This window comes from Arcticibacterium sp. GJ41-1 (assembly GCF_055808875.1).
This window is the reverse complement of record NZ_CM147888.1, coordinates 2,271,559-2,291,304: the sequence shown is the minus strand read 5'-3', so window position 1 is coordinate 2,291,304 and position 19,746 is coordinate 2,271,559. Positions and strand designations below refer to the sequence as shown.

Below are 19,746 nucleotides of genomic sequence, written 5' to 3'. Positions count from 1 at the left end.
TAGCTTTGCAGCATGGAAAACTATCAGATGATTGCCAAGACTTTGGCTGGACTAGAAAACGAACTATTTGCGGAGCTAGAAAACCTAGGTGCGGTAAATATTCTAAAGAGAAAAAGAGCAGTGTCATTTGATGGCGATGACGCCTTAATGATGAGGGCCAATATGGCCTTACGAACATCCATTAGTATTCTGATACCTATTATGGAATTTGAGGCAAATGATGAATACGAATTATACGACCAAGCATTTGCAGTTCAGTGGGAAGAAATATTTGGTTTAAGAGATACCTTTTCGCTCACCGCAACTGTTAGCGGCGAAATTTTCACCCATTCTAAGTATGTAGCTTTAAAAACTAAAGATGCCATTGTAGATAGATTTAGAAAGAAATTTAAAAGCAGACCAGACGTAGACACCGTCGATGCAGATTATCAGTTCAATGTTCATATTCAGTATAATAAATGCACCATTTCTTTAAACTCCTCCGGTGATTCACTTAACAAAAGAGGATATAGAACATTTTCAAACGAAGCTCCATTAAACGAAGTACTGGCAGCAGGAATCATATTAAAGTCTGGATGGAATGGAAAAGATGACCTATATGACCCAATGTCAGGTTCAGGTACTTTTGGTATTGAAGCGGCTTTAATAGCAACAAATAGAGCCCCTGGCTTAAACCGAGGATTTGGCTTTCAAAGATGGTCTGATTACAACCAAGCTTTATTTTATGAAGTAAAGGAGAAGCTTGAAGCAGAAGTCATAGAATCTGATACTAATATCTATTGTAGAGACTTGTTGACAGAAAATATTGACAACATCTCTACCAACATAGAGAAAGCCAATTTAGAGGAAAATATTAAAGTCAGAAAAGAAGATTTTTTCCAATCAGAGAAGATTGGCGAGAAAGGAGTTGTATTTCTAAACCCTCCTTATGGTGAAAGGCTTCAAATCGACGAAATCAATTCGTTTTATAAAAACATTGGCGACCAATTAAAGAAACACTACACCAATCACGAAGCTTGGATAATAAGCTCAAACTTAGAAGCTCTTAAGTTCTTTGGACTTAAACCTGAATCTAGGCACCAAATGTTTAATGGTGGCCTAGAATGCAAGTTAAATCATTATAAACTCTATTAGCCCTTGGCTAATAGAGAAACAAAATCGTCAAATAGATACCTCGAATCATGAGGTCCTGGAGCAGCCTCAGGGTGATATTGTACAGAAAAGGCAGGCTTATCTTTAACTTTAAGTCCTTCTACTGTTTTATCATTTAGGTTTATATGCGTAATTTCTACAGAGTCAATACCAGCCACCGAATCAGCACTTACTGCAAAACCATGGTTTTGAGAAGTTATCTCAGATTTACCTGTTAAAAGGTTTTTGACTGGGTGGTTTAAACCTCTATGTCCATTGTGCATTTTGTATGTTGTAATTCCACAGGCCCTACTTAAAATTTGATGCCCAAGACATATTCCAAATAACGGTTTTCCAGTTTCCAACATTGCTTTTACGGTATCTACAGCATAATCCATAGCCGCTGGGTCTCCTGGACCATTAGAGATAAAGAAACCATCAGGATTCCACTTCATTATCTCCTTTAAGTCAGTCTTAGCATTAAAAACCTGCATATAGCAATCTCTTTCAGCAAAACTTCTCAAAATATTGTTCTTACACCCCAAATCAAGAACAGCTAGTTTATACTTGCTAGATTCATTTCCAAAGAAATAAGATTCTTGAGTACTAACGGTACTTGATAACTCTAAACCTTCCATAGAAGGGCATTTATCTAACTCACCTTTTAAAGCATCTAGATCTTCAATCTCTGAGCTTATAATACAGTTCATAACTCCTGCATTTCTAATGTGACGTACTATCTGCCTAGTATCAACATCACAAATACCTACGATACCCGCATTTTCTAAATATTCTTGCAAAGAACCGTCAGCTGTGTTTCTAGAATAATAGTTATCAGCATAGGCATTACATACCATACCTTTAATTTTCACACTTGAAGATTCCTCTTCCGAGTCCATTTTTACACCATAATTACCAATGTGCGAGGTGGTGTTAATAATGACTTGTCCAGAGTAAGAAGGGTCGGTATAGATTTCTTGATATCCCGTCATACCTGTATTAAAACAGATTTCTCCAGACGATGTACCTTTTTTACCTAAAGCTTTCCCTTTGAATACAGTCCCGTCCTCTAGCATGAGGTATGCCCCATGTGCTTGCGTTTTTTCCATCAATGTTTAAGTAGATTTCCGATGAGTAGAATGAATTATCGGAGTGTAAAGTTAGAGGAAAAAATGGAATTTTCCATTCTTGGAGATGTGAATAAAACAGAATTGCTTTAAAACAAAAAAAAGGAAGACCTTACGGTCTTCCTTTTTTAAATTTCTGTACTCTTTATTAAGCTTTAGGCTCTTCAGAAGAAGTATCTTCAGCAGCAGTTTCTACCACCTCAACAGCTTCCGTTCCAGCTTCATTTTGAACTTTATCAGCAGAAGCAGTTTTCTTACCACCTCTTCTTCTTCTTGTAGACTTACCTTCCGCAGCAGAAGAATCTTCTGTATCAGCAAGTAAAGTCTCATTAAAGTCAACTAGTTCAATCAAAGCCATCTCTGCGTTATCACCATAACGAGTTCCTAATTTGATAATACGAGTATAACCACCATTTCTTTCAGCTACTTTCTCACTGATAGTTCCAAAAAGCTCCTTAACGGCCTCTTTGTCCTGTAAGTAAGAAAAAACTGTTCTTCTAGAGTGCGTTGTATCATTCTTTGCTTTAGTGATAAGAGGCTCTGCATACTTTCTCAAAGCTTTCGCTTTAGCTAGAGTAGTAGCAATTCTCTTATTAAGAATTAAAGAATTTGCCATGTTGCTCAACATTGCAACTCTGTGGGATTTAGTTCTCCCTAAGTGATTAATTGTCTTTCCGTGTCTCATTTTCTAATTTAGTAAGTAGCGGTAAAGGCTGAAATAATCGCGTCTATCAGCCCCACCTATTACGTTTGTTTATTTAAAATTGCGATTATTATTCTTCGTCCAACTTGTACTTCACTATATCCATTCCAAAGTGAAGGCCTTTTTCAGCTACAAGCTGCTCTAATTCTGTAAGAGACTTTTTACCAAAGTTTCTGAATTTCATCATATCAGCTACTTCTAATCTAGCTAAATCTCCTAAAGTTCTTATTTCCGCTGATTTCAAGCAGTTATAAGCTCTTACTGATAGATCTAAATCTTGAAGAGATGTTTTAAGAAGCTTTCTCATGTGTAAGAACTCTTCATCAACCATATCATTGTCGTCATCACCTTTGGTATCAAATACCATATTCTCATCAGTGAATTTCAAGAAATGCTGAATAAGAATATTCGAAGCATCTTGAAGAGCTACCTCAGGGTGAATAGAACCATCTGATTTAATTTCTAATAAAAGTTTTTCAAAGTCAGTTCTTTGTTCTACTCTTGTATTTTCAACGCTAAACTTAACGTTTTTAATAGGAGTATAAATAGAATCTACAGCTATGAAACCAATTGGTAAATCAGTGTTAGTTTGCTCCTCAGAAGGAACATAACCTCTACCTTTATCAACCACAATTTCAAACTCTATTTCTTTCTTAGAATCAAGACGGGCAATAACCATGTCCGGATTTAAGATTTCAAAACTTTGTGTAAACTTAGAAATATCACCAGCTGTAAGCTCAGTTTGGTTTTTTACCTTTACGGTTATTTTGTTATCTACATAATCTGATACCTTTTTAAATCTAACTTGCTTAAGATTCAAAATTATTTCAGTTACATCATCAACAACACCTTCAATTGATGAAAACTCATGAAGTACTCCTGGAAACCTTACAGCAGTAATTGCATATCCTTCAAGAGAAGAAAGCAAAATACGACGCAAAGCATTACCGATAGTTACTCCATAACCTCTCTCAAGTGGTTTAAACTCAAAAAAGCCATGGAAGTCGTCTGCTTTTTCCATCACGACTTTATCGGGCATTTGAAATGCTAATATTGACATACTATGGTGTGTTTTTTTCGTTAACGAAAGTAGATTTAGGGATTTCCTAAATCAAGAAATGCTAATCACCCTAATGTAAGGTGACTAGCTAATTATTTATTTATTGTACAACTCGACTACTGCCTGATCATTGAAATTCTCAGGAACAAGGTCTCTTTCAGGAAAGGAAATGAATTTACCATTCATATCTGTACCATTCCATTCTAACCAGCTATACTTAGTAGCTGAATTAAGGCTAAGACTCTCTACAATAGAATCCATTGCTTTTGATTTTTCTCTAACTCCAATCAATTGCCCCGGCTTAACTGTATAAGAAGGGATATTTAATATCTCACCATCTACCACAATATGCTTATGAGAAACTAATTGTCTTGCTGCTCTTCTTGTTGGAGCTATTCCCATTCTGTAAACCAAGTTATCTAATCTTGATTCGCATAATTGAATTAAGTTAGTACCTGTTCTACCTGGTCTAACAGCTGCAATTTGGAAGAAACGAGCAAATTGCTTTTCAAGCATACCATAAGTATACTTAACTTTTTGCTTTTCTTGAAGCTGAAGTGCGTATTCCGACTTCTTGCTTCTTCTTCCCTTACCGTGTTGTCCCGGAGGATAGTTCTTTTTTTGTAAGGCTTTGCTTGGTCCCATTATTGGTTCACCAAACTTTCTAGAAATCTTTGCCTTCGGACCTGTATATCTTGCCATTATTATATGTTACTGTCTAAAAAATACTTGGCCCCAATGTCCAAACCAGCATTTAATAAACAAGTGAAAAAATTAAACTCTTCTTCTTTTTGGAGGACGACAACCATTATGAGGTAATGGAGTCACGTCTGTAATACTAACCACTTCAATACCTACACTTTGAATAGTACGTATTGCTGATTCTCTTCCAGAACCTGGCCCTTTTACAAACACATCAGCCTTTCTCATTCCAGCATCGTATGCTTTTTGGCAACAATCCTGAGATGCAGTTAATGCAGCGTAAGGTGTATTCTTCTTAGAACCACGGAATCCCATTTTACCTGCAGATGCCCAAGATATTACTTGACCAGTACTGTTGGTTACAGAGATAATGATGTTGTTGAATGATGCTTTTACATGAACCTGACCATGCGGTTCCACCACTACAACTCTTTTTTTTGCTTTGTCTTTTCTTTTAGCTTGAGCCATTATTATTATTTTAAGCTATTCGGCGGGTAACAAACTGTTACCCCTGTTCTAGTTTTTTTTACTTAGTAGCTTTCTTCTTGTTAGCTACAGTCTTACGTCTCCCTTTACGGGTTCTTGAGTTATTTTTTGTTCTCTGACCTCTTAAAGGTAAACCTTTACGATGTCTAAGACCTCTATAACATCCGATATCCATCAAACGTTTAATACTCAATTGTACATCAGATCTTAATGCACCTTCCACCATGTATTCGTTGGTAATGACCGCACGAATTGCATTGGCTTCATCATCAGACCATTCTCCAGCTTTTTTGTCGCCAGAAACTTCTGCTTTTGCAAGTATCTTCTGTGAAGTACTACGACCAAGACCAAATATATAGGTCAAGGCAATCTCACCTCTTTTGTTATCCGGAATATCTACACCTGAAATCCTCATATCTTATTATCCTTGTCTTTGTTTAAATTTTGGATTCTTTTTGTTGATAACGTAAATCTTACCATGACGGCGAATTACTTTGCAATCAACACTACGCTTTTTTACTGATGCTTTGACTTTCATGCTCTGAAAATTTAGAGGGAAACACCCTCAGTATTATTTATATCTGTAAACAATTCTCGCTTTAGTTAAATCATACGGAGACATCTCCAATTTAACTTTATCCCCAGGTAAGATTCTAATGTAATGCATTCTCATCTTTCCTGATATATGAGCTACTACCTCATGCTTATTCTCAAGTTCTACTCGAAACATTGCATTTGATAATGCCTCACTAATAATTCCATCTACTTGTATATTAGCTTGTTTTGCCATATTTATACATAAAACATTTTGCGTTCTTTTAGTACCTCTTCGAGATACTCAAACGTGGTTAAAATATCATACCCTGTTTTTGTTACTAACACGGTATGTTCATAATGTGCGGCGGTCTTTTTGTCCTCGGTTCTGATAGTCCAACCATCATTTTCTTGGACAATATATCGTTTTCCCAGTGTTACCATAGGTTCTACCGCCAAGACCATCCCTTTCTGCATCCTCGGTCCATTTCCTCTTCTTCCGAAGTTCGGTACCTCAGGTGCTTCATGAAGACTTTTGCCTACTCCGTGACCTACAAGCTCACGAACCAAGCCATAGCCCCTATCTTCATTATATGATTGTACTGCATAACTCAAATCTCCAATTCTATTACCGGGCTTAATTTTGGTAATTCCTTGATACAAGGATTCTTTTGTCGACTTAAGTAAATCAGAAACATCATCCGTAGTCTCCCCTATAACATAAGTATAAGCACTATCAGCATGATATCCATCCTTCAATACACCACAATCAATGGACACTATGTCACCATTTCTAAGAACTCTATTGCTCGGAATCCCGTGCACAACGACATCATTAACCGAAATACATAATGATGCTGGAAAACCTCCATAGCCCTTAAAGGATGGGATACCCTTGTTATCTTTAATAAACTCTTCAGCTACTAAATCCAACTGCTGAGTAGTCATTCCTTCATCAAGGACTTTTGCCACTTCAGCATGAGTCTTTCCTAAAATCACACCATTCTGACGAATAATCTCTGCTTCTTCCTCAGATTTTAGTATAATTCTTCTCTGACTCATATATTCCTTATTGAGAGACAACACCAGTTTGTCTGTTTTGTAGACGCCCTGACTGCATTAAACCCTCATATCTCTTCATTAACAAATAGCTCTCAATTTGTTGAAGAGTATCCAATACTACCCCTACTAGGATAAGTAAAGAAGTTCCTCCAAAGAACTGAGCAAATACATTACTTACTCCAAACAGACTAGCAACAGCTGGGAATACGGCAATAGCTGCTAACAATATCGAACCTGGTAATGTTATTCTATCTAAAATTGCTGCTATGTAATTGGCAGTGTTAACTCCTGGCTTAACACCCGGAATAAATCCGCCTCCCCTCTTCATATCGTCAGCCATCTGATTAGGATTAATCGTTATAGCCGTATAAAAGAAAGTAAAAGCAATAATCAAGAATGCATAAAGAGCATTGTACTGCCAAGATGTAAAGTCGGAGAAAACAGTTTGAATGTTTGCCCAAAAATCACTTTTCTCAGCAAAGGCACTGGCTAACGCTGCAGGTACAAACATTAGAGCTTGACCGAAAATAATTGGCATTACACCAGAGATATTCACTTTTAATGGTAAATATTGTCTCTGACCTGAAACCATTTTATTTCCCACTATCTGCTTAGCATACTGAACTGGAACTCTTCTTACCGCTTGTGTGACAGCTACAGCAAACACAACAACCAAGAAGAGAATAATCATTTCAATTATGAAGAACAAAATCTGACCTCCATTGGCTCTAGCACTAAATTCTTGTACTAAACCCGCTGGCAATCTAGAAATGATACCAATCATGATAATCATTGAGATTCCGTTACCCACACCTTTCTCTGTCATTCGTTCCCCTAGCCAAACGCACATCATTGTACCAGCTACAAGCATAATAACAGATGAGAAATAAAATAAACCTTGACTTACTGTAATTGCTTCAGTAGGTATCGTTGTTCTTAGGTATGTAAAACCTTGCATTGCCGTTACAGCAATAGTTAACCAACGAGTTATTTGATTTATCTTCTTTCTTCCAGACTCTCCTTCCTTTTGCAACTTACTAAAATACGGCAATGCAAGCCCCATTAGTTGAATTGCAATAGAAGCAGATATATAAGGCATAATACCTAAAGCCATGATGGAGGCATTACTGAATGCACCTCCAACCAAAGTATCAAGCAATCCCAATAATCCATTCCCGCCGGTTAAATCCTGCAATCTTGAAGGATCTACACCAGGTAACACAATAAATGACCCAATTCTGAAAATCACGATAATCATTATCGTATTAAGAATTCTATTTCTTAATTCCTCAATGGACCAAATATTCTTAAGAGTGGTTATAAGTTTATTCATTGCAAAGTACTTGCTAGCTTATTCTGGCCTTCCGCCGTTCAATTTATCTTGTAATTCTTTCAATTCTTCCCACTTGTCTGCGGCTGCTAAAGCTGCTTGCTCAGGCCAAGTAGTTGGATTATGAGAGGCGTATCTTGAACCTGCTTCATTTAAAATGTTTTGCAAATCGTCAACATTAGCTTCTGATAATTTCGCAAAGGTATCGAATCCTCCCGTAGAAAGCAATTCTGCTATTTTCGGTCCAATTCCTTCAACTTTCTTTAAATCATCACCTTTAGCTACTTTCTTAGAAGCGGCCTTTTTAGGAGCTTTTTCTTCTTTTACAGCGGCAGCTTTCTTAGCTTCCTTTTTAGGAGCAACCTCAGCCGTAACTGTCGAACCTACTTTTTTACCTTTCAAGCTAATAGTAGCTTCTGGATTAAAAGTAGCATCTACAACAGCCGAACCACCTGCCTTTTCAATTGCTGCAATTGCAGACTTAGAGAAAGCATTTACTTTTACTTCTAAAGAAGCTGTTAACTCTCCTCTACCTAAAATCTTAACTACATCAGATTTTTGAATCTGACCAGTGTTATATAACAAGCCTAAATCAATAGACTTAGCTCCAGTACTATCTGCCAAACTCTGTAAAGAGTCTAGGTTGATAGCTTTGTAAGCAACTCTATTGATGTTATTAAAACCAAACTTAGGAACCCTTCTTTGAAGCGGCATTTGACCACCTTCAAAACCTCTCTTCTGAGAATACCCAGAACGAGATTTAGCTCCATTGTGACCTCTTTTGGCAGTTCCACCGCCTCCAGAACCTTGGCCTCTACCCACTCTGCTGTTTTTCTTAACAGCACCTTTAGCAGGTTTTAAATTTTCTAATTTTATCATTTTTGAATTCTTTACGCAACCCTAAAAAAGAGTTACTCGGTTTGCCCTATTATTTCTCTACTCTTACTAAATGTTGAACTTTGTTAATCATGCCTTGAATAGCTGGATTTAACTCTACTTCAACCGTGCGATTCATTTTCCCTAATCCTAAAGCTTGAATAGTAAGCTTTTGTCTTTTAGGTCTATCAATTGTACTCTTAATCTGAGTGATTTTTACGCTTGCCATTTTATTTTCTATTAAAATAAATTCTTATTATCCGTTGTAAACTTTGCTCAGTTTAACTCTTCTCTGTATTGCTACTTCATGAGGTGCTCTCATTTTTTGAAGTGCTGCAATAGTTGCCTTAACCACGTTATGTGGATTAGACGAACCTTTTGATTTAGCTAGTACATTATGAATACCAGCTGCCTCAAGTACCGCACGCATCGCACCACCAGCAATTACTCCTGTACCAGGTGCTGCAGGTTTAACGAAAACATATCCGCCTGAATATTTCCCGTGCATCTCGTGAGGCACAGTATCATTCACTATAGGAACTTTCACCATATTTTTTCTGGCGTCATCCATTGCTTTAGAAATAGCATCTACTACTTCGTTAGCTTTTCCTAAACCTTGTCCAACAGAACCTTCGCCGTCGCCTAAAACGACAATCGCTGAGAAACTAAATCTACGACCACCTTTAACCACTTTGGCTACACGGTTAATCGCAACTACCTTCTCTTTAAGCTCTGACTCGTTTACTTTTACTCCTTTGCTCATTATGATATAGTTCTGATATTAAAAATTAAGGCCACCAGCTCTGGCTCCGTCCGCCAATGCTTTAACGTTACCGTGATACAAATATCCGCCTCTATCAAAAACACAAGCTGATATTCCATTTTCAACTGCCACTTTGGCTAAGCCTTCTCCTACTTTTTTGGCATTCTCAAGGTTAAGACCACTCAAACCTAAGCTCTTTGCCGAAGCAGCTGCTAATGTTTGACCTTTTACATCATCAATTAATTGAGCGTAAATATCTTTATTGGAACGGAATACAGATAATCTTGGTCTTTCGGCTGTGCCGTTAACCTTTCTTCTGATACTCCACTTAATCCTTTGCCTTCTTTTCGTTCTAAAAGTTGACATTATATTCTTTTTAAATCGTTATTCAATAATTTATTTCTTAGCAGCTGTCTTACCTGCTTTTCTACGTATTTGTTCTCCAACAAAACGAACACCTTTACCTTTGTAAGGTTCAATTTTTCTAAGGCCTCTTAATTTGGCAGCAACCAAACCAAGCAACTGCTTATCGCAACCTTCAAAAGTAACCATCGGGCTCTTACCCTTAACCATCTCGGTAGATACTTTGATTTCGGAAGGAACAACGAAATAAATATTGTGAGAGTACCCTAAAGATAAATCAAGAATATTTCCATTATTAGTGGCCTTGTATCCAACCCCTACTAATTCTAATTCCTTCTTATAACCTTCAGATACACCTACAATTAAATTATTGATAAGTGATCTTGAAAGACCATGAAGAGCTTTGTGTCTCTTTTGCTCTGATGGACGAACCACCTTTAACTCAGACCCTTCGATAGAGATAGTCATATCTTTATCAATAGCCTGAGTAAGCTCGCCCTTAGGACCTTTTGCAGTAACAACATTATCGTTGCTTACTGATACAGTAACCCCAGCTGGGATTACTACTAATTTGTTTCCAATTCTTGACATTATTGTTTTGTTTAAGGCTTATTTCTAAGCGGTCAACTTTAAATTATTATTAGTAGATATAACAAAGAACCTCTCCACCAATATTCAATGTACGAGCCTCCTTGTCAGTTATTATACCTTGAGAAGTCGACATTACTGCAATTCCTAGTCCATTTAAAACTCTTGGAAGAGAAGATGCTTTAGCATACTTTCTCAAACCTGGCTTAGAAGCCCTTCTTAAATCAACTATTGCAGATTCTTTAGTTTGTGAGTTATACTTCAATGCTATTTTGATTTGACCCTGAGGACCTAAATCTTCAAATTTATAGCTCTGAATATATCCTTTGTCATAAAGTACTTTAGTGATTTCCTTCTTCATGTTTGAAGCAGGAATATCAACTACTCTATGTCTCGCACTTATAGCATTTCTAATCCTAGTTAGATAATCTGCTATTGGATCCGTTGTTACCATTCTTTTTAATATATATTATAGGATACCTTAGCCAACATTGAGGAGTATCACAGGCGTGACTTTCTCAATTGGGCTGCAAAGATAGTTATTTCTAAATTAATTACAAAATTTTACCAAGAAGCTTTTGTAACTCCTGGTATAAGACCAGCACTGGCCATTTCTCTAAAGGTTACACGGTTAATTCCAAACTTACGCATATATCCTTTTGGTCTTCCAGTTAACTTACATCTGTTGTGCAGACGAACCGGTGAAGAGTTTTTAGGAAGGGCATCTAAACCTTTCCAATCTCCAGCAGCTTTTAAAGCAGCTCTTTTATCTGCATAACGCGCTACTAGTTTCTCTCTTTTACGCTCTCTTGCTTTTATTGCCTCTCTTGCCATCTTTGATAGAAATTAATTATTACTTTTTTTAGAACTTGCGAAAGGCATACCCAAAGCTTTAAGTAATTCGTAGCTTTCTGCATCCGTTACAGCAGTAGTCACGAAAGTGATGTCCATACCTTGAATTTTCGCAATTTTATCAATTGAAATCTCTGGAAAAATAATTTGTTCCGTTACACCAAAAGTATAGTTACCTCTGCCGTCAAAACCTTTATCACTTATTCCTTGAAAATCTCTTACTCTTGGAAGTGCTACAGATGTTAATCTGTCCATAAACTCATACATGATTTCTCCACGTAAAGTTACTTTAGCACCAATCGGCATATTCTCTCTTAACTTAAAGTTAGAAACTGCCTTCTTAGACAAAGTAGGTACAGCCTTTTGACCAGTAATAATTCCTAATTCTTCAACACTAGAGTCTACCAGTTTTTTATCACCAGTTGCTTCTCCAACACCTCTGTTTACTACGATCTTCTTAAGACTAGGTACTTGCATTATAGATTTATAAGAGAATTTCTCTCTCAATGCAGGTACTACCTCCTTAATGTATTGTTCTTTTAATCTTGCCATTTTCAAATGTGGATTTCCGACCCACGTTTATCTTTTAAATGAATTTGCCGCTTGACTTTGCGAAGCGTTGCAATTTTCCGTTTTCGTTAACTTTTCTTCCAGTTCTAGTAGCATCTCCACTTGATGGATCTACTACCATAACATTACTGATATGAATAGTTCCTTCAGTTTCCTGGATTTCACCCTGTGGGTTTTGAGCGTTTGGCTTAACATGTTTCTTAATCATGTTGATACCTTCCACTATAATTCTATCTTTAGCTACGATTACCTCAGTAACTTTGCCTTCTTTTCCTTTAGAATTACCCGCTATTACTTTCACTGTATCTCCAGTGCGTACATGACGTTTTTTCTGAGTACTCATAATTTCTTTCTTTACTAATTAATTATCCAAAAGCCTATTAAAGAACCTCTGGTGCTAATGAAACAATTTTCATAAACTGCTTCTCACGAAGTTCACGTGCCACCGGTCCGAAAATACGAGTTCCTCTTGGCTCATCATTATTAGTCAAAAGAACTACTGCATTCTCTTCAAAACGAATGTAAGTACCATCTTTACGTCTTACTTCCTTTTTGGTTCTCACCACAACCGCTCTAGAGACTGTACCTTTCTTCATATTAGAAGACGATAGAGCCTGCTTTACAGTAACTACTACCTTATCTCCAATACCAGCATATCTTTTCTTAGTACCGCCTAAAACGCGAATTACTAATACTTCTTTGGCACCGCTATTATCAGCTACATTCGCTCTTGATTCTTGCTGTAACATTATTCTATTATTTAAACTTTATTATAAAAAGACCTATAATTAAGAAGCTTATTTAGCTTTCTCAAGAACTTCTATAAGTCTCCAGTTTTTTGATTTACTCAAAGGTCTTGTTTCCATTATTTTAACAGTATCACCTATTCCGGCCTCACCATTTTCGTCATGAAACATGATCTTTTTTGTTTTGAGCATGAACTTACCATACTTCGCATGCTTTACTTTACGAACAACCTGCATTACACCAGATTTATCCATTTTGTTGCTTGTCACAACACCTACACGCTCTTTTCTAACTTTTCTTTCCATTTTGATAACAGATTTGTGGTTCCACCACGTTATTCCTACTTCTGTACTATTATTTGAATTATCTAGCAGCTATTTCAGTTGACAACCTAGCTATCACCTTTCTAACCTCTGTAATTCGTCTTGGATTTTCAATAGGAGTAATCGCGTGTGCAAACTTCATCTTTTGCAACCTTTGTTTCTCCTCGGTCAATTGCTGAGCTAACTGCTCCGCACTTAAACCTTTCAAATCTACTTTTTTCATCTTCGTCTTTTTTATATTAGAATCAATGACTCCAAATATTTATCTATAATTAAGCTTGATAATCTCTTCTTACAACAAACTTCGTTGTCATAGGTAACTTTTGAGCGGCCAATCTAAGGGCTTCTTTAGCTACTTCAAGAGAAACTCCACCTGCCTCAAAAAGAACAGTACCTGGAAAGATATTAGCTACCCAATACTCAGGAGCTCCTTTACCTTTACCCATACGAACCTCAAGAGGTTTTGCTGTAATAGGCTTATCAGGGAAAATTCTAATCCACACTTGTCCTTCACGTTTCATAGCACGTGTAACGGCAATACGAGCAGCTTCAATCTGGCGAGAGGTTATTCTACCCGGCTCTAATGACTTTATTGCGAATGAACCAAAAGCTATTTGATGACCTCTAGAGGCTAAACCTTTTATTCTTCCTTTTTGCTGCTTACGAAACTTAGTTCTTCTCGGTTGTAACATTACTATTCGTATTTATCTGAGGTGTATACCTCTTATCTTCTATTTCTATTTCCACCTGCGTCTCCGCCTCTTCTACCTCTTCCACCGTCTTTTCTACCTCGGCCTCTATCGTTTCCTCTTCCGCTTTCTTTGCTTTCTTCGATAGCACCACTTGGTGTCAAGTCTCTTTTACCGTAAACCTCACCTTTGAATACCCAAACTTTGATTCCGATAATACCATATACTGTAAGAGCTTCAGAGATTGCATAATCAATATCAGCTCTAAGTGTATGAAGAGGTATTCTACCTTCTTTGTACATTTCAGTTCTCGCCATTTCAGCTCCACCTAATCTACCAGAAAGTTTAATTTTTATACCCTGAGCACCTACTCTACTTGCAGATTGAATAGATTGCTTCATTGCTCTTCTATAAGAAATTCTAGCTTTAAGCTGCTGAGCAATAGTTTCACCTATCAACTTTGCATCTAGCTCAGGTCTTTTGATTTCAAAAATATTTATTTGAATATCTTTTCCTGTTAATTTCTTAAGCTCTTCTCTTAACTTGTCAACTTCCGCACCTGCTTTACCAATAACAACACCTGGTCTCGCCGTATGAATCGTTAACGTAATCCTTTTAAGTGTTCTCTCGATAACAACTTTAGATATCGAACCCTTTTGAATACGGGCTTTGATGTACTTTCTTATTTTGTTGTCCTCTACTAGCTTGTCTGAAAAGTTCTTTCCACCATACCAGCTAGAGTCCCATCCTTTGATGTAACCAAGTCTAAGACCTATAGGATTTACTTTTTGTCCCATGTTTTGTAATCTAAATTAATTTCGGGGTATAAATTATTCCTCTGTTTTTACTTCTTCCTCAGCTGGGGCTTCTACTGGTGTTGCCACATTGTCAACAACCAAAGTCACGTGATGAGAACGTTTTCTAATTCTGTGAGCTCTACCTTGAGGGGCAGGTCTCAATCTCTTTAGCATTCTACCGCTATCCACAAAAATAGTTTTAACTACCAATTCTGCATCATCAATAGTAATCTCTGTGTTTTTTTCTTGCCAGTTAGCAACCGCCGACATTAAGACTTTCTTAAGTATTGGTGCTGCAGCCTGAGGCTGGTGGCTTAGAATTCCAAGTGCTTGACTAACTTTCTTTCCTCTAATAAGGTCCGCTACCAATCTGGCTTTACGAGGTGAGGTTGGAAAATTGTTAAGTTTTGCTACTGCTTCCATTTTTATATTATTTTACCCAAGCGTTAAGGATTTCTCCTTATTATCTACGCCCTTTATCTTTTTTATTAATGTGCCCTCTAAAGTTTCTAGTAGGAGCAAATTCTCCTAATTTGTGACCTACCATGTTGTCTGTTACATAAACTGGAATAAACTTGTTTCCGTTATGTACCGCGAAGGTAAATCCGATAAAGTCAGGCGAAATCATTGATCTTCTAGACCATGTCTTTATTACTGACTTCTTACCTGAGGCAGCCATGTCGACTACTTTCTTCTCAAGGCGAAAATCTATATAAGGTCCTTTTTTTAGCGAACGAGCCATTATTTACTTCTTTTGGAGATTATTAAACGATTAGAATACTTGTTTTTAGATCTGGTCTTCTTTCCTTTTGCCATCACACCATTTCTAGATCTTGGATGACCTCCAGAAGAACGACCTTCACCACCACCCATTGGGTGATCAACTGGGTTCATAGCTACACCACGAACTCTTGGTCTTCTACCCAACCATCTGTTACGCCCTGCTTTACCAAGGTTAACGTTCATGTGGTCTGGATTAGATACTGACCCTACAGTGGCAACACAAGTACTTAATACAAGTCTCATTTCACCAGAAGGCATTTTCAAAGTAACGTATTTACCGTCCTTTGCTAGAAGCTGTGCATATGTTCCAGCACTTCTAGATAACTGACCACCTTTTCCAGGAGTCAATTCAATATTATGAATAATAGTACCTAATGGCATATTACCTACTCTTAAACAGTTTCCAACTTCAGGGGCAACACTGTCACCAGCTTCAATCTTCTGTCCTACTTGAAGACCTTGAGGAGCGATGATATATCTCTTCTCGCCATCTTCATATTTTACTAATGCAATTCTTGCAGAACGGTTTGGGTCATACTCAATAGTAGCAACCTCTGCAACCATATCTCTCTTGTCTCTTTTAAAGTCAATGATACGGTATCTTCTCTTGTGACCACCTCCGATATATCTCGAGGTTCTATGTCCTTCATTATTTCTACCACCAGTTTTCTTTACTACCCCAATAAGACTTCTCTCAGGTTTATTGGTAGTAATGTCGGAGAAATCAGGGGCAACCCTTTGTCTCTGACCCGGCGTAGTTGGTTTTAACTTCTTAACAGCCATTCTTCTTAATTTTGCAGCTTCCAAACGGAAGCTATACGTATTATTTAATATTTATTATAAATCAGCGTAGAAATCGATCAAGTCTCCTTCTTTCACTGTTACAATTGCTTTTTTAAATGTAGATGTACGTCCTGTTGACACCTTTGATTTAGACATTCTAGATTTTGTAGTTCCATATTGACGGATAGTAGCTACAGAAGCTACCGTTACACCATACATTTCTTCTACTTCTCTAGCAATATCAATCTTATTTGACCCCATTGATACCTCAAAAGTATATTTACCTTGAGAATTTAGTCCTTGAGACTTTTCTGTAATTAATGGTCTTTTTAAAACACTCATTTTTGTATAAGTTTTAAAACCCGATAGGTTTTATTTCAAAATTGATTCTAAATGATTTAATGCATTTTCAGAAATCAAAATGCTTTCTGCATTTACTAAATCAAAGATGTTCACTTGATTCTTTTCTGTCACCATTGTCTTAGGAAGGTTTCTTGCAGAAAGGTATAAGTTATTCTCAATACCGTCTACTACAAATAAACTTTTTCCTGAAACACCTACCGCATTGATAAATGCAGAGTAGTCTTTTGTTTTTGGTGCATCTAATGCAAAATCTTCAACCACAAAAACTTTTCCTTCAGCAGCTCTAGCAGAAAGGATAGACCTTTTAGCTAAAGTTTTAACTTTCTTGTTAAGCTTAAATCCGTAGTCTTTTGGACGAGGACCGAAAACTCTACCACCACCTACAAAGATTGGCGATCTTTTAGAGCCATGACGGGCTCCACCAGTACCTTTTTGTCTGTGTAGCTTCTTACCAGTGTAATTGATTTCAGCTCTTTCTTTAGACTTGTGAGTTCCTTGACGCTGATTAGCTAGATATTGCTTAACATCCATCCAGATAGCGTGCTCATTAGGCTCAATACCGAAAACCTCATCAGAAAGTGTTACTTTCTTGCCAGTCTCCTTACCGTCTTTGTTTATTATTTTTAATTCCATTTTAAGTTTCTATTTTTTCGATGTCGTTAGAAGTCGACCTTATTTTATTTATGTAATGTTATCACAGAATTCTTAGGGCCTGGTACTGAACCAGAAACAAGAATTAAGTTTTTGTCAGCCATAACCTTCATTACTTTAAGGTTTTGGATAGTAATATTAGTATTACCCATTCTTCCACCCATCTTAAGGCCTTTAAAAACCCTACCTGGATAAGAACAAGCACCAATAGCACCTGGGTGACGAGCTCTGTTATGCTGACCGTGAGTAGATTGACCTACACCACCAAATCCGTGTCTTTTAACAACACCCTGAAAACCCTTACCCTTAGTTTTTCCACTAACGTCTAAGAATTCACCAGCAGCAAACACATCTTCAACCTTGATGACATCACCTAGATTGAACTGAGCTTCAAACTCTTTAAATTCAATTAATTTTCTCTTAGGAGTAGTGTTAGCCTTCTTGAAGTGACCTTGAAGTGCTTTAGAAGTACGCTTCTCTTTCTTTTCTCCGTAACCCAACTGTATAGCTTTATAGCCATCAGTCTCTTCAGTTCTTACCTGAGTTACTACACAAGGACCAGCCTCAATAAGTGTACAAGGAACAGCAGCACCATCTTCAAAGATGGTCATCATGCCAATTTTTTTTCCAATAATTCCAGACATTGTCTTTTTATTTTCGCTTTTAAATTCTCTATTCTCTCAAACGGGCTGCAAAAATCGTAATTAATGCATTCCTATCCAAGCAAATAGGTTAAAAATTATACTATCAGAGGTTGAACTAACGTCAACATAAACTTTGCGTCTCAAACCTTTTCAGGTAAGGTATCATTTTACTAAGGGTGATACCTTGTTGCCTTGTGACGATTCCCAATTTTTATTTCACGCGAATCGGAGACTGTTTAAATACTTAAAAAGAATTCTTACATCTTTTTCTCACAGTCGGAATCAGAATGGTTTCGCGAGGATGCGACTTCATCTAATTCTTTAAAGAGAGATACTCTCCGTCGAATATGCCGCAAAGGTAGAATAAATTTTGATACGAAAAAATATTGACTCAATTATTTGTAGCCTTTTTTCAGCAAAACCTAGATTTTGAGGCGATTAGCCCAACCAGGACCAGCCCCTTAACGAAAAAAATACTGCAGTAAAAGAACTTAATGTGCTCTATATTGACGAAGAAAGGAAACTGCCATTGGTTTGGCCATTTTATGCACCTTAGGCAAAATACCACCATGGCGATATTTATTATCAGGGAAATACTGTGCCACATTCATAAGAACTTCACAGTCGCAGTGCCCATCATGCTCTTTTAAGAATGCTAGGTTTTCAGGTGTGTCTAAATTATGAGACGTAAGAAACGCTCTGGTGGTTCTGAAGTCCATTTTACATGGCTCCTCAGAAAGTTCGGCCTTCAAATAGGCAAACATTTCATTAAATAAAGGTTCACTAAAAGGTAAGCCATCTAAAGTACTCTCCCCTACAATATTTTCTGAAACATCATTGGACTTAGAATTAGTATCCTTCCATAGATAAAAGTTAAAGGCTAAACTCCCTACCAAAAGAATACTGGCCGCCATCCTAAAAATATTGACCGCTGAGAAGCTAAATATTGATTTCTCCTCTACCTCATCGAATACAAGCGAAGCTATTTCATCTCTTACTTCTATAGGTGGTTCCACAGCATTTTCATTTGAAGCTAAAAAGAGAACACTCTCTATTTCTTCGTACTCTGCTCTCAATACCTCATTCTTCTCTAAAAGTAAATGCAAAGCTCGCTCTTGCTCTATGGGCAAAGCACCCATAGCCAAAAGTTCCAAATCACCAGTTTCAAATATATACTGTTCCATTACTCTTTCTAATCAAACTGTTTCCTTAAGGCCTTAATGGCTGCTCTAACTCTTGTCTTCAACGTCCCTAGAGGAATATCTAATTCCTCTGCCAAGTCTGCTTGGGTGTAACCTTCAAAATAAATCTTTTGAATTAATACTTTTAGTTCCGGTTTCAATTCGGACACTAAACCCTTCAAACCTATACTGTCTGTCTTTATAACTGAGCTATATTCCGAATCAGTTACCCTAACATTATCATCTCTTACGAAATTCTTTAATGTATGGTTTTTATAGTCAGCTGAACGAATTCTATCAATGACAAGGTTTCTAGTCAAATTAGCCATCCAAGTGAAAAGCCGTCCCTTCTTTCTGTCATAGCTGTCTATTTTATTCCATATCTTAACAAATACCTCCTGAAGCATATCTGTTGCTTCTTCTTCTTCACGGAGCATTCTTATTATAATTCCGTAAATGGCACCAGAATAGTTTTGATATAAAATATTAAATCCGTTTCTGTCTTTGTTTTTCAACAATTCCAGAAGCTCAGACTCCTCAATATGTAGTTTTTTTGATTGGTTCATTTTCCGGTCGCCAATATAGGGTGATAATTTCAATTTTTATAAACGACCAAACATAAAAAAAGACGGAAAACA

At 37.1% G+C, this 19,746-nt stretch carries 33 protein-coding genes and 1 pseudogene; 1 reads left to right on the top strand and 33 read right to left on the bottom strand.

Annotation, left to right across the window (positions count from 1 at the left end; genetic code table 11):
- Nucleotides 1-12 precede the first annotated feature (12 nt).
- Nucleotides 13-1,134, top strand: coding sequence for a THUMP domain-containing class I SAM-dependent RNA methyltransferase (locus tag AC0L6O_RS09345; RefSeq protein ID WP_473308042.1), 1,122 nt, complete (start codon nucleotides 13-15; stop codon nucleotides 1,132-1,134).
- Here AC0L6O_RS09345 and carA read toward each other — a convergent pair.
- The 33 genes and pseudogenes from carA to AC0L6O_RS09180 all read right to left on the bottom strand — a co-directional run bounded on the left by carA (nucleotide 1,131) and on the right by AC0L6O_RS09180 (nucleotide 19,674).
- A complete protein-coding gene (carA, locus tag AC0L6O_RS09340; protein WP_473308041.1) occupies nucleotides 1,131-2,240 on the bottom strand; it encodes a glutamine-hydrolyzing carbamoyl-phosphate synthase small subunit in 1,110 nt (369 codons plus the stop codon). The genes AC0L6O_RS09345 and carA overlap by 4 nt on opposite strands.
- A gap of 166 nt (nucleotides 2,241-2,406) precedes the next feature.
- Nucleotides 2,407-2,943, bottom strand: coding sequence for a 50S ribosomal protein L17 (gene rplQ, locus AC0L6O_RS09335; RefSeq protein WP_473308040.1), 537 nt, complete (start codon nucleotides 2,941-2,943; stop codon nucleotides 2,407-2,409).
- An 88-nt stretch (nucleotides 2,944-3,031) separates the two neighbouring features.
- Nucleotides 3,032-4,021: a DNA-directed RNA polymerase subunit alpha gene (locus AC0L6O_RS09330; protein ID WP_341228558.1), complete on the bottom strand. Its 990-nt coding sequence runs from the start codon at nucleotides 4,019-4,021 to the stop codon at nucleotides 3,032-3,034.
- Nucleotides 4,022-4,117: 96 nt separating this feature from the next.
- A complete protein-coding gene (gene rpsD / locus AC0L6O_RS09325; RefSeq protein ID WP_473308039.1) occupies nucleotides 4,118-4,723 on the bottom strand; it encodes a 30S ribosomal protein S4 in 606 nt (201 codons plus the stop codon).
- A 72-nt stretch (nucleotides 4,724-4,795) separates the two neighbouring features.
- Nucleotides 4,796-5,191 carry a 30S ribosomal protein S11 gene (rpsK, locus tag AC0L6O_RS09320; RefSeq protein ID WP_111371809.1) on the bottom strand — a complete coding sequence of 132 codons (396 nt, stop codon included), beginning with the start codon at nucleotides 5,189-5,191 and terminating at the stop codon, nucleotides 4,796-4,798.
- A 58-nt stretch (nucleotides 5,192-5,249) separates the two neighbouring features.
- Nucleotides 5,250-5,624, bottom strand: coding sequence for a 30S ribosomal protein S13 (gene rpsM, locus AC0L6O_RS09315; protein ID WP_341228556.1), 375 nt, complete (start codon nucleotides 5,622-5,624; stop codon nucleotides 5,250-5,252).
- A gap of 6 nt (nucleotides 5,625-5,630) precedes the next feature.
- Nucleotides 5,631-5,747, bottom strand: coding sequence for a 50S ribosomal protein L36 (gene rpmJ, locus AC0L6O_RS09310; RefSeq protein ID WP_111371811.1), 117 nt, complete (start codon nucleotides 5,745-5,747; stop codon nucleotides 5,631-5,633).
- 33 nt (nucleotides 5,748-5,780) lie between these two features.
- Nucleotides 5,781-5,999 (bottom strand): translation initiation factor IF-1, encoded by a 219-nt coding sequence (infA, locus tag AC0L6O_RS09305; protein ID WP_111371812.1) that lies wholly within the window; start codon nucleotides 5,997-5,999, stop codon nucleotides 5,781-5,783.
- A gap of 2 nt (nucleotides 6,000-6,001) precedes the next feature.
- On the bottom strand, nucleotides 6,002-6,805 hold the full coding sequence (gene map, locus AC0L6O_RS09300; protein WP_473308037.1) for a type I methionyl aminopeptidase: 804 nt from the start codon (nucleotides 6,803-6,805) through the stop codon (nucleotides 6,002-6,004).
- Between the two features lie 7 nt (nucleotides 6,806-6,812).
- Nucleotides 6,813-8,138, bottom strand: a complete 1,326-nt coding sequence (gene secY / locus AC0L6O_RS09295) for a preprotein translocase subunit SecY (RefSeq protein WP_111371814.1) — start codon at nucleotides 8,136-8,138, stop codon at nucleotides 6,813-6,815.
- A gap of 18 nt (nucleotides 8,139-8,156) precedes the next feature.
- Nucleotides 8,157-8,537 carry a helix-hairpin-helix domain-containing protein gene (locus tag AC0L6O_RS09290; RefSeq protein ID WP_473308512.1) on the bottom strand — a complete coding sequence of 127 codons (381 nt, stop codon included), beginning with the start codon at nucleotides 8,535-8,537 and terminating at the stop codon, nucleotides 8,157-8,159.
- 36 nt (nucleotides 8,538-8,573) lie between these two features.
- A pseudogene (gene rplO, locus AC0L6O_RS09285) lies at nucleotides 8,574-9,011 on the bottom strand (50S ribosomal protein L15); the annotation flags it as partial.
- Nucleotides 9,012-9,063: 52 nt separating this feature from the next.
- Nucleotides 9,064-9,240: a 50S ribosomal protein L30 gene (gene rpmD / locus AC0L6O_RS09280; protein ID WP_341228554.1), complete on the bottom strand. Its 177-nt coding sequence runs from the start codon at nucleotides 9,238-9,240 to the stop codon at nucleotides 9,064-9,066.
- Nucleotides 9,241-9,267: 27 nt separating this feature from the next.
- The gene (rpsE, locus tag AC0L6O_RS09275; RefSeq protein ID WP_341228553.1) at nucleotides 9,268-9,774 is read right to left on the bottom strand and encodes a 30S ribosomal protein S5; all 507 of its coding nucleotides are present in this window, start codon (nucleotides 9,772-9,774) and stop codon (nucleotides 9,268-9,270) included.
- Nucleotides 9,775-9,792: 18 nt separating this feature from the next.
- Nucleotides 9,793-10,140 carry a 50S ribosomal protein L18 gene (gene rplR, locus AC0L6O_RS09270; RefSeq protein WP_341228552.1) on the bottom strand — a complete coding sequence of 116 codons (348 nt, stop codon included), beginning with the start codon at nucleotides 10,138-10,140 and terminating at the stop codon, nucleotides 9,793-9,795.
- Between the two features lie 30 nt (nucleotides 10,141-10,170).
- Nucleotides 10,171-10,728 (bottom strand): 50S ribosomal protein L6, encoded by a 558-nt coding sequence (rplF, locus tag AC0L6O_RS09265; RefSeq protein WP_473308035.1) that lies wholly within the window; start codon nucleotides 10,726-10,728, stop codon nucleotides 10,171-10,173.
- A 49-nt stretch (nucleotides 10,729-10,777) separates the two neighbouring features.
- Nucleotides 10,778-11,179, bottom strand: coding sequence for a 30S ribosomal protein S8 (gene rpsH / locus AC0L6O_RS09260; protein WP_341228550.1), 402 nt, complete (start codon nucleotides 11,177-11,179; stop codon nucleotides 10,778-10,780).
- A 110-nt stretch (nucleotides 11,180-11,289) separates the two neighbouring features.
- Entirely contained in the window at nucleotides 11,290-11,559 is a 270-nt protein-coding gene (gene rpsN, locus AC0L6O_RS09255; RefSeq protein WP_111371820.1) for a 30S ribosomal protein S14, read from the bottom strand.
- A gap of 12 nt (nucleotides 11,560-11,571) precedes the next feature.
- Nucleotides 11,572-12,129, bottom strand: a complete 558-nt coding sequence (gene rplE / locus AC0L6O_RS09250) for a 50S ribosomal protein L5 (protein WP_473308033.1) — start codon at nucleotides 12,127-12,129, stop codon at nucleotides 11,572-11,574.
- Nucleotides 12,130-12,163: 34 nt separating this feature from the next.
- Entirely contained in the window at nucleotides 12,164-12,490 is a 327-nt protein-coding gene (gene rplX / locus AC0L6O_RS09245; protein WP_473308031.1) for a 50S ribosomal protein L24, read from the bottom strand.
- Nucleotides 12,491-12,527: 37 nt separating this feature from the next.
- On the bottom strand, nucleotides 12,528-12,896 hold the full coding sequence (rplN, locus tag AC0L6O_RS09240; RefSeq protein ID WP_111371823.1) for a 50S ribosomal protein L14: 369 nt from the start codon (nucleotides 12,894-12,896) through the stop codon (nucleotides 12,528-12,530).
- A 48-nt stretch (nucleotides 12,897-12,944) separates the two neighbouring features.
- Nucleotides 12,945-13,199, bottom strand: a complete 255-nt coding sequence (rpsQ, locus tag AC0L6O_RS09235; RefSeq protein ID WP_341228547.1) for a 30S ribosomal protein S17 — start codon at nucleotides 13,197-13,199, stop codon at nucleotides 12,945-12,947.
- A 58-nt stretch (nucleotides 13,200-13,257) separates the two neighbouring features.
- On the bottom strand, nucleotides 13,258-13,440 hold the full coding sequence (gene rpmC / locus AC0L6O_RS09230) for a 50S ribosomal protein L29 (protein ID WP_341228546.1): 183 nt from the start codon (nucleotides 13,438-13,440) through the stop codon (nucleotides 13,258-13,260).
- A gap of 49 nt (nucleotides 13,441-13,489) precedes the next feature.
- Entirely contained in the window at nucleotides 13,490-13,909 is a 420-nt protein-coding gene (gene rplP, locus AC0L6O_RS09225; RefSeq protein WP_473308029.1) for a 50S ribosomal protein L16, read from the bottom strand.
- A 32-nt stretch (nucleotides 13,910-13,941) separates the two neighbouring features.
- Nucleotides 13,942-14,703 carry a 30S ribosomal protein S3 gene (gene rpsC / locus AC0L6O_RS09220; protein WP_341228544.1) on the bottom strand — a complete coding sequence of 254 codons (762 nt, stop codon included), beginning with the start codon at nucleotides 14,701-14,703 and terminating at the stop codon, nucleotides 13,942-13,944.
- Nucleotides 14,704-14,736: 33 nt separating this feature from the next.
- Complete coding sequence (gene rplV, locus AC0L6O_RS09215) at nucleotides 14,737-15,126, bottom strand: 50S ribosomal protein L22 (protein ID WP_341228543.1); 390 nt, start codon at nucleotides 15,124-15,126, stop codon at nucleotides 14,737-14,739.
- A 40-nt stretch (nucleotides 15,127-15,166) separates the two neighbouring features.
- A complete protein-coding gene (gene rpsS, locus AC0L6O_RS09210; RefSeq protein ID WP_111371829.1) occupies nucleotides 15,167-15,445 on the bottom strand; it encodes a 30S ribosomal protein S19 in 279 nt (92 codons plus the stop codon).
- Nucleotides 15,445-16,269 carry a 50S ribosomal protein L2 gene (gene rplB, locus AC0L6O_RS09205; protein ID WP_341228607.1) on the bottom strand — a complete coding sequence of 275 codons (825 nt, stop codon included), beginning with the start codon at nucleotides 16,267-16,269 and terminating at the stop codon, nucleotides 15,445-15,447. Before rplB ends, rpsS begins: the two co-directional genes overlap by 1 nt.
- 54 nt (nucleotides 16,270-16,323) lie before the next feature.
- Nucleotides 16,324-16,611: a 50S ribosomal protein L23 gene (rplW, locus tag AC0L6O_RS09200; RefSeq protein ID WP_341228542.1), complete on the bottom strand. Its 288-nt coding sequence runs from the start codon at nucleotides 16,609-16,611 to the stop codon at nucleotides 16,324-16,326.
- 30 nt (nucleotides 16,612-16,641) lie between these two features.
- Entirely contained in the window at nucleotides 16,642-17,265 is a 624-nt protein-coding gene (rplD, locus tag AC0L6O_RS09195; protein WP_473308026.1) for a 50S ribosomal protein L4, read from the bottom strand.
- A gap of 44 nt (nucleotides 17,266-17,309) precedes the next feature.
- Nucleotides 17,310-17,927, bottom strand: a complete 618-nt coding sequence (gene rplC, locus AC0L6O_RS09190; RefSeq protein WP_473308025.1) for a 50S ribosomal protein L3 — start codon at nucleotides 17,925-17,927, stop codon at nucleotides 17,310-17,312.
- Between the two features lie 491 nt (nucleotides 17,928-18,418).
- Nucleotides 18,419-19,111, bottom strand: coding sequence for a DUF2695 domain-containing protein (locus AC0L6O_RS09185; protein ID WP_473308023.1), 693 nt, complete (start codon nucleotides 19,109-19,111; stop codon nucleotides 18,419-18,421).
- Nucleotides 19,112-19,119: 8 nt separating this feature from the next.
- Nucleotides 19,120-19,674 (bottom strand): RNA polymerase sigma factor, encoded by a 555-nt coding sequence (locus AC0L6O_RS09180; protein ID WP_473308022.1) that lies wholly within the window; start codon nucleotides 19,672-19,674, stop codon nucleotides 19,120-19,122.
- Nucleotides 19,675-19,746 lie beyond the last annotated feature (72 nt).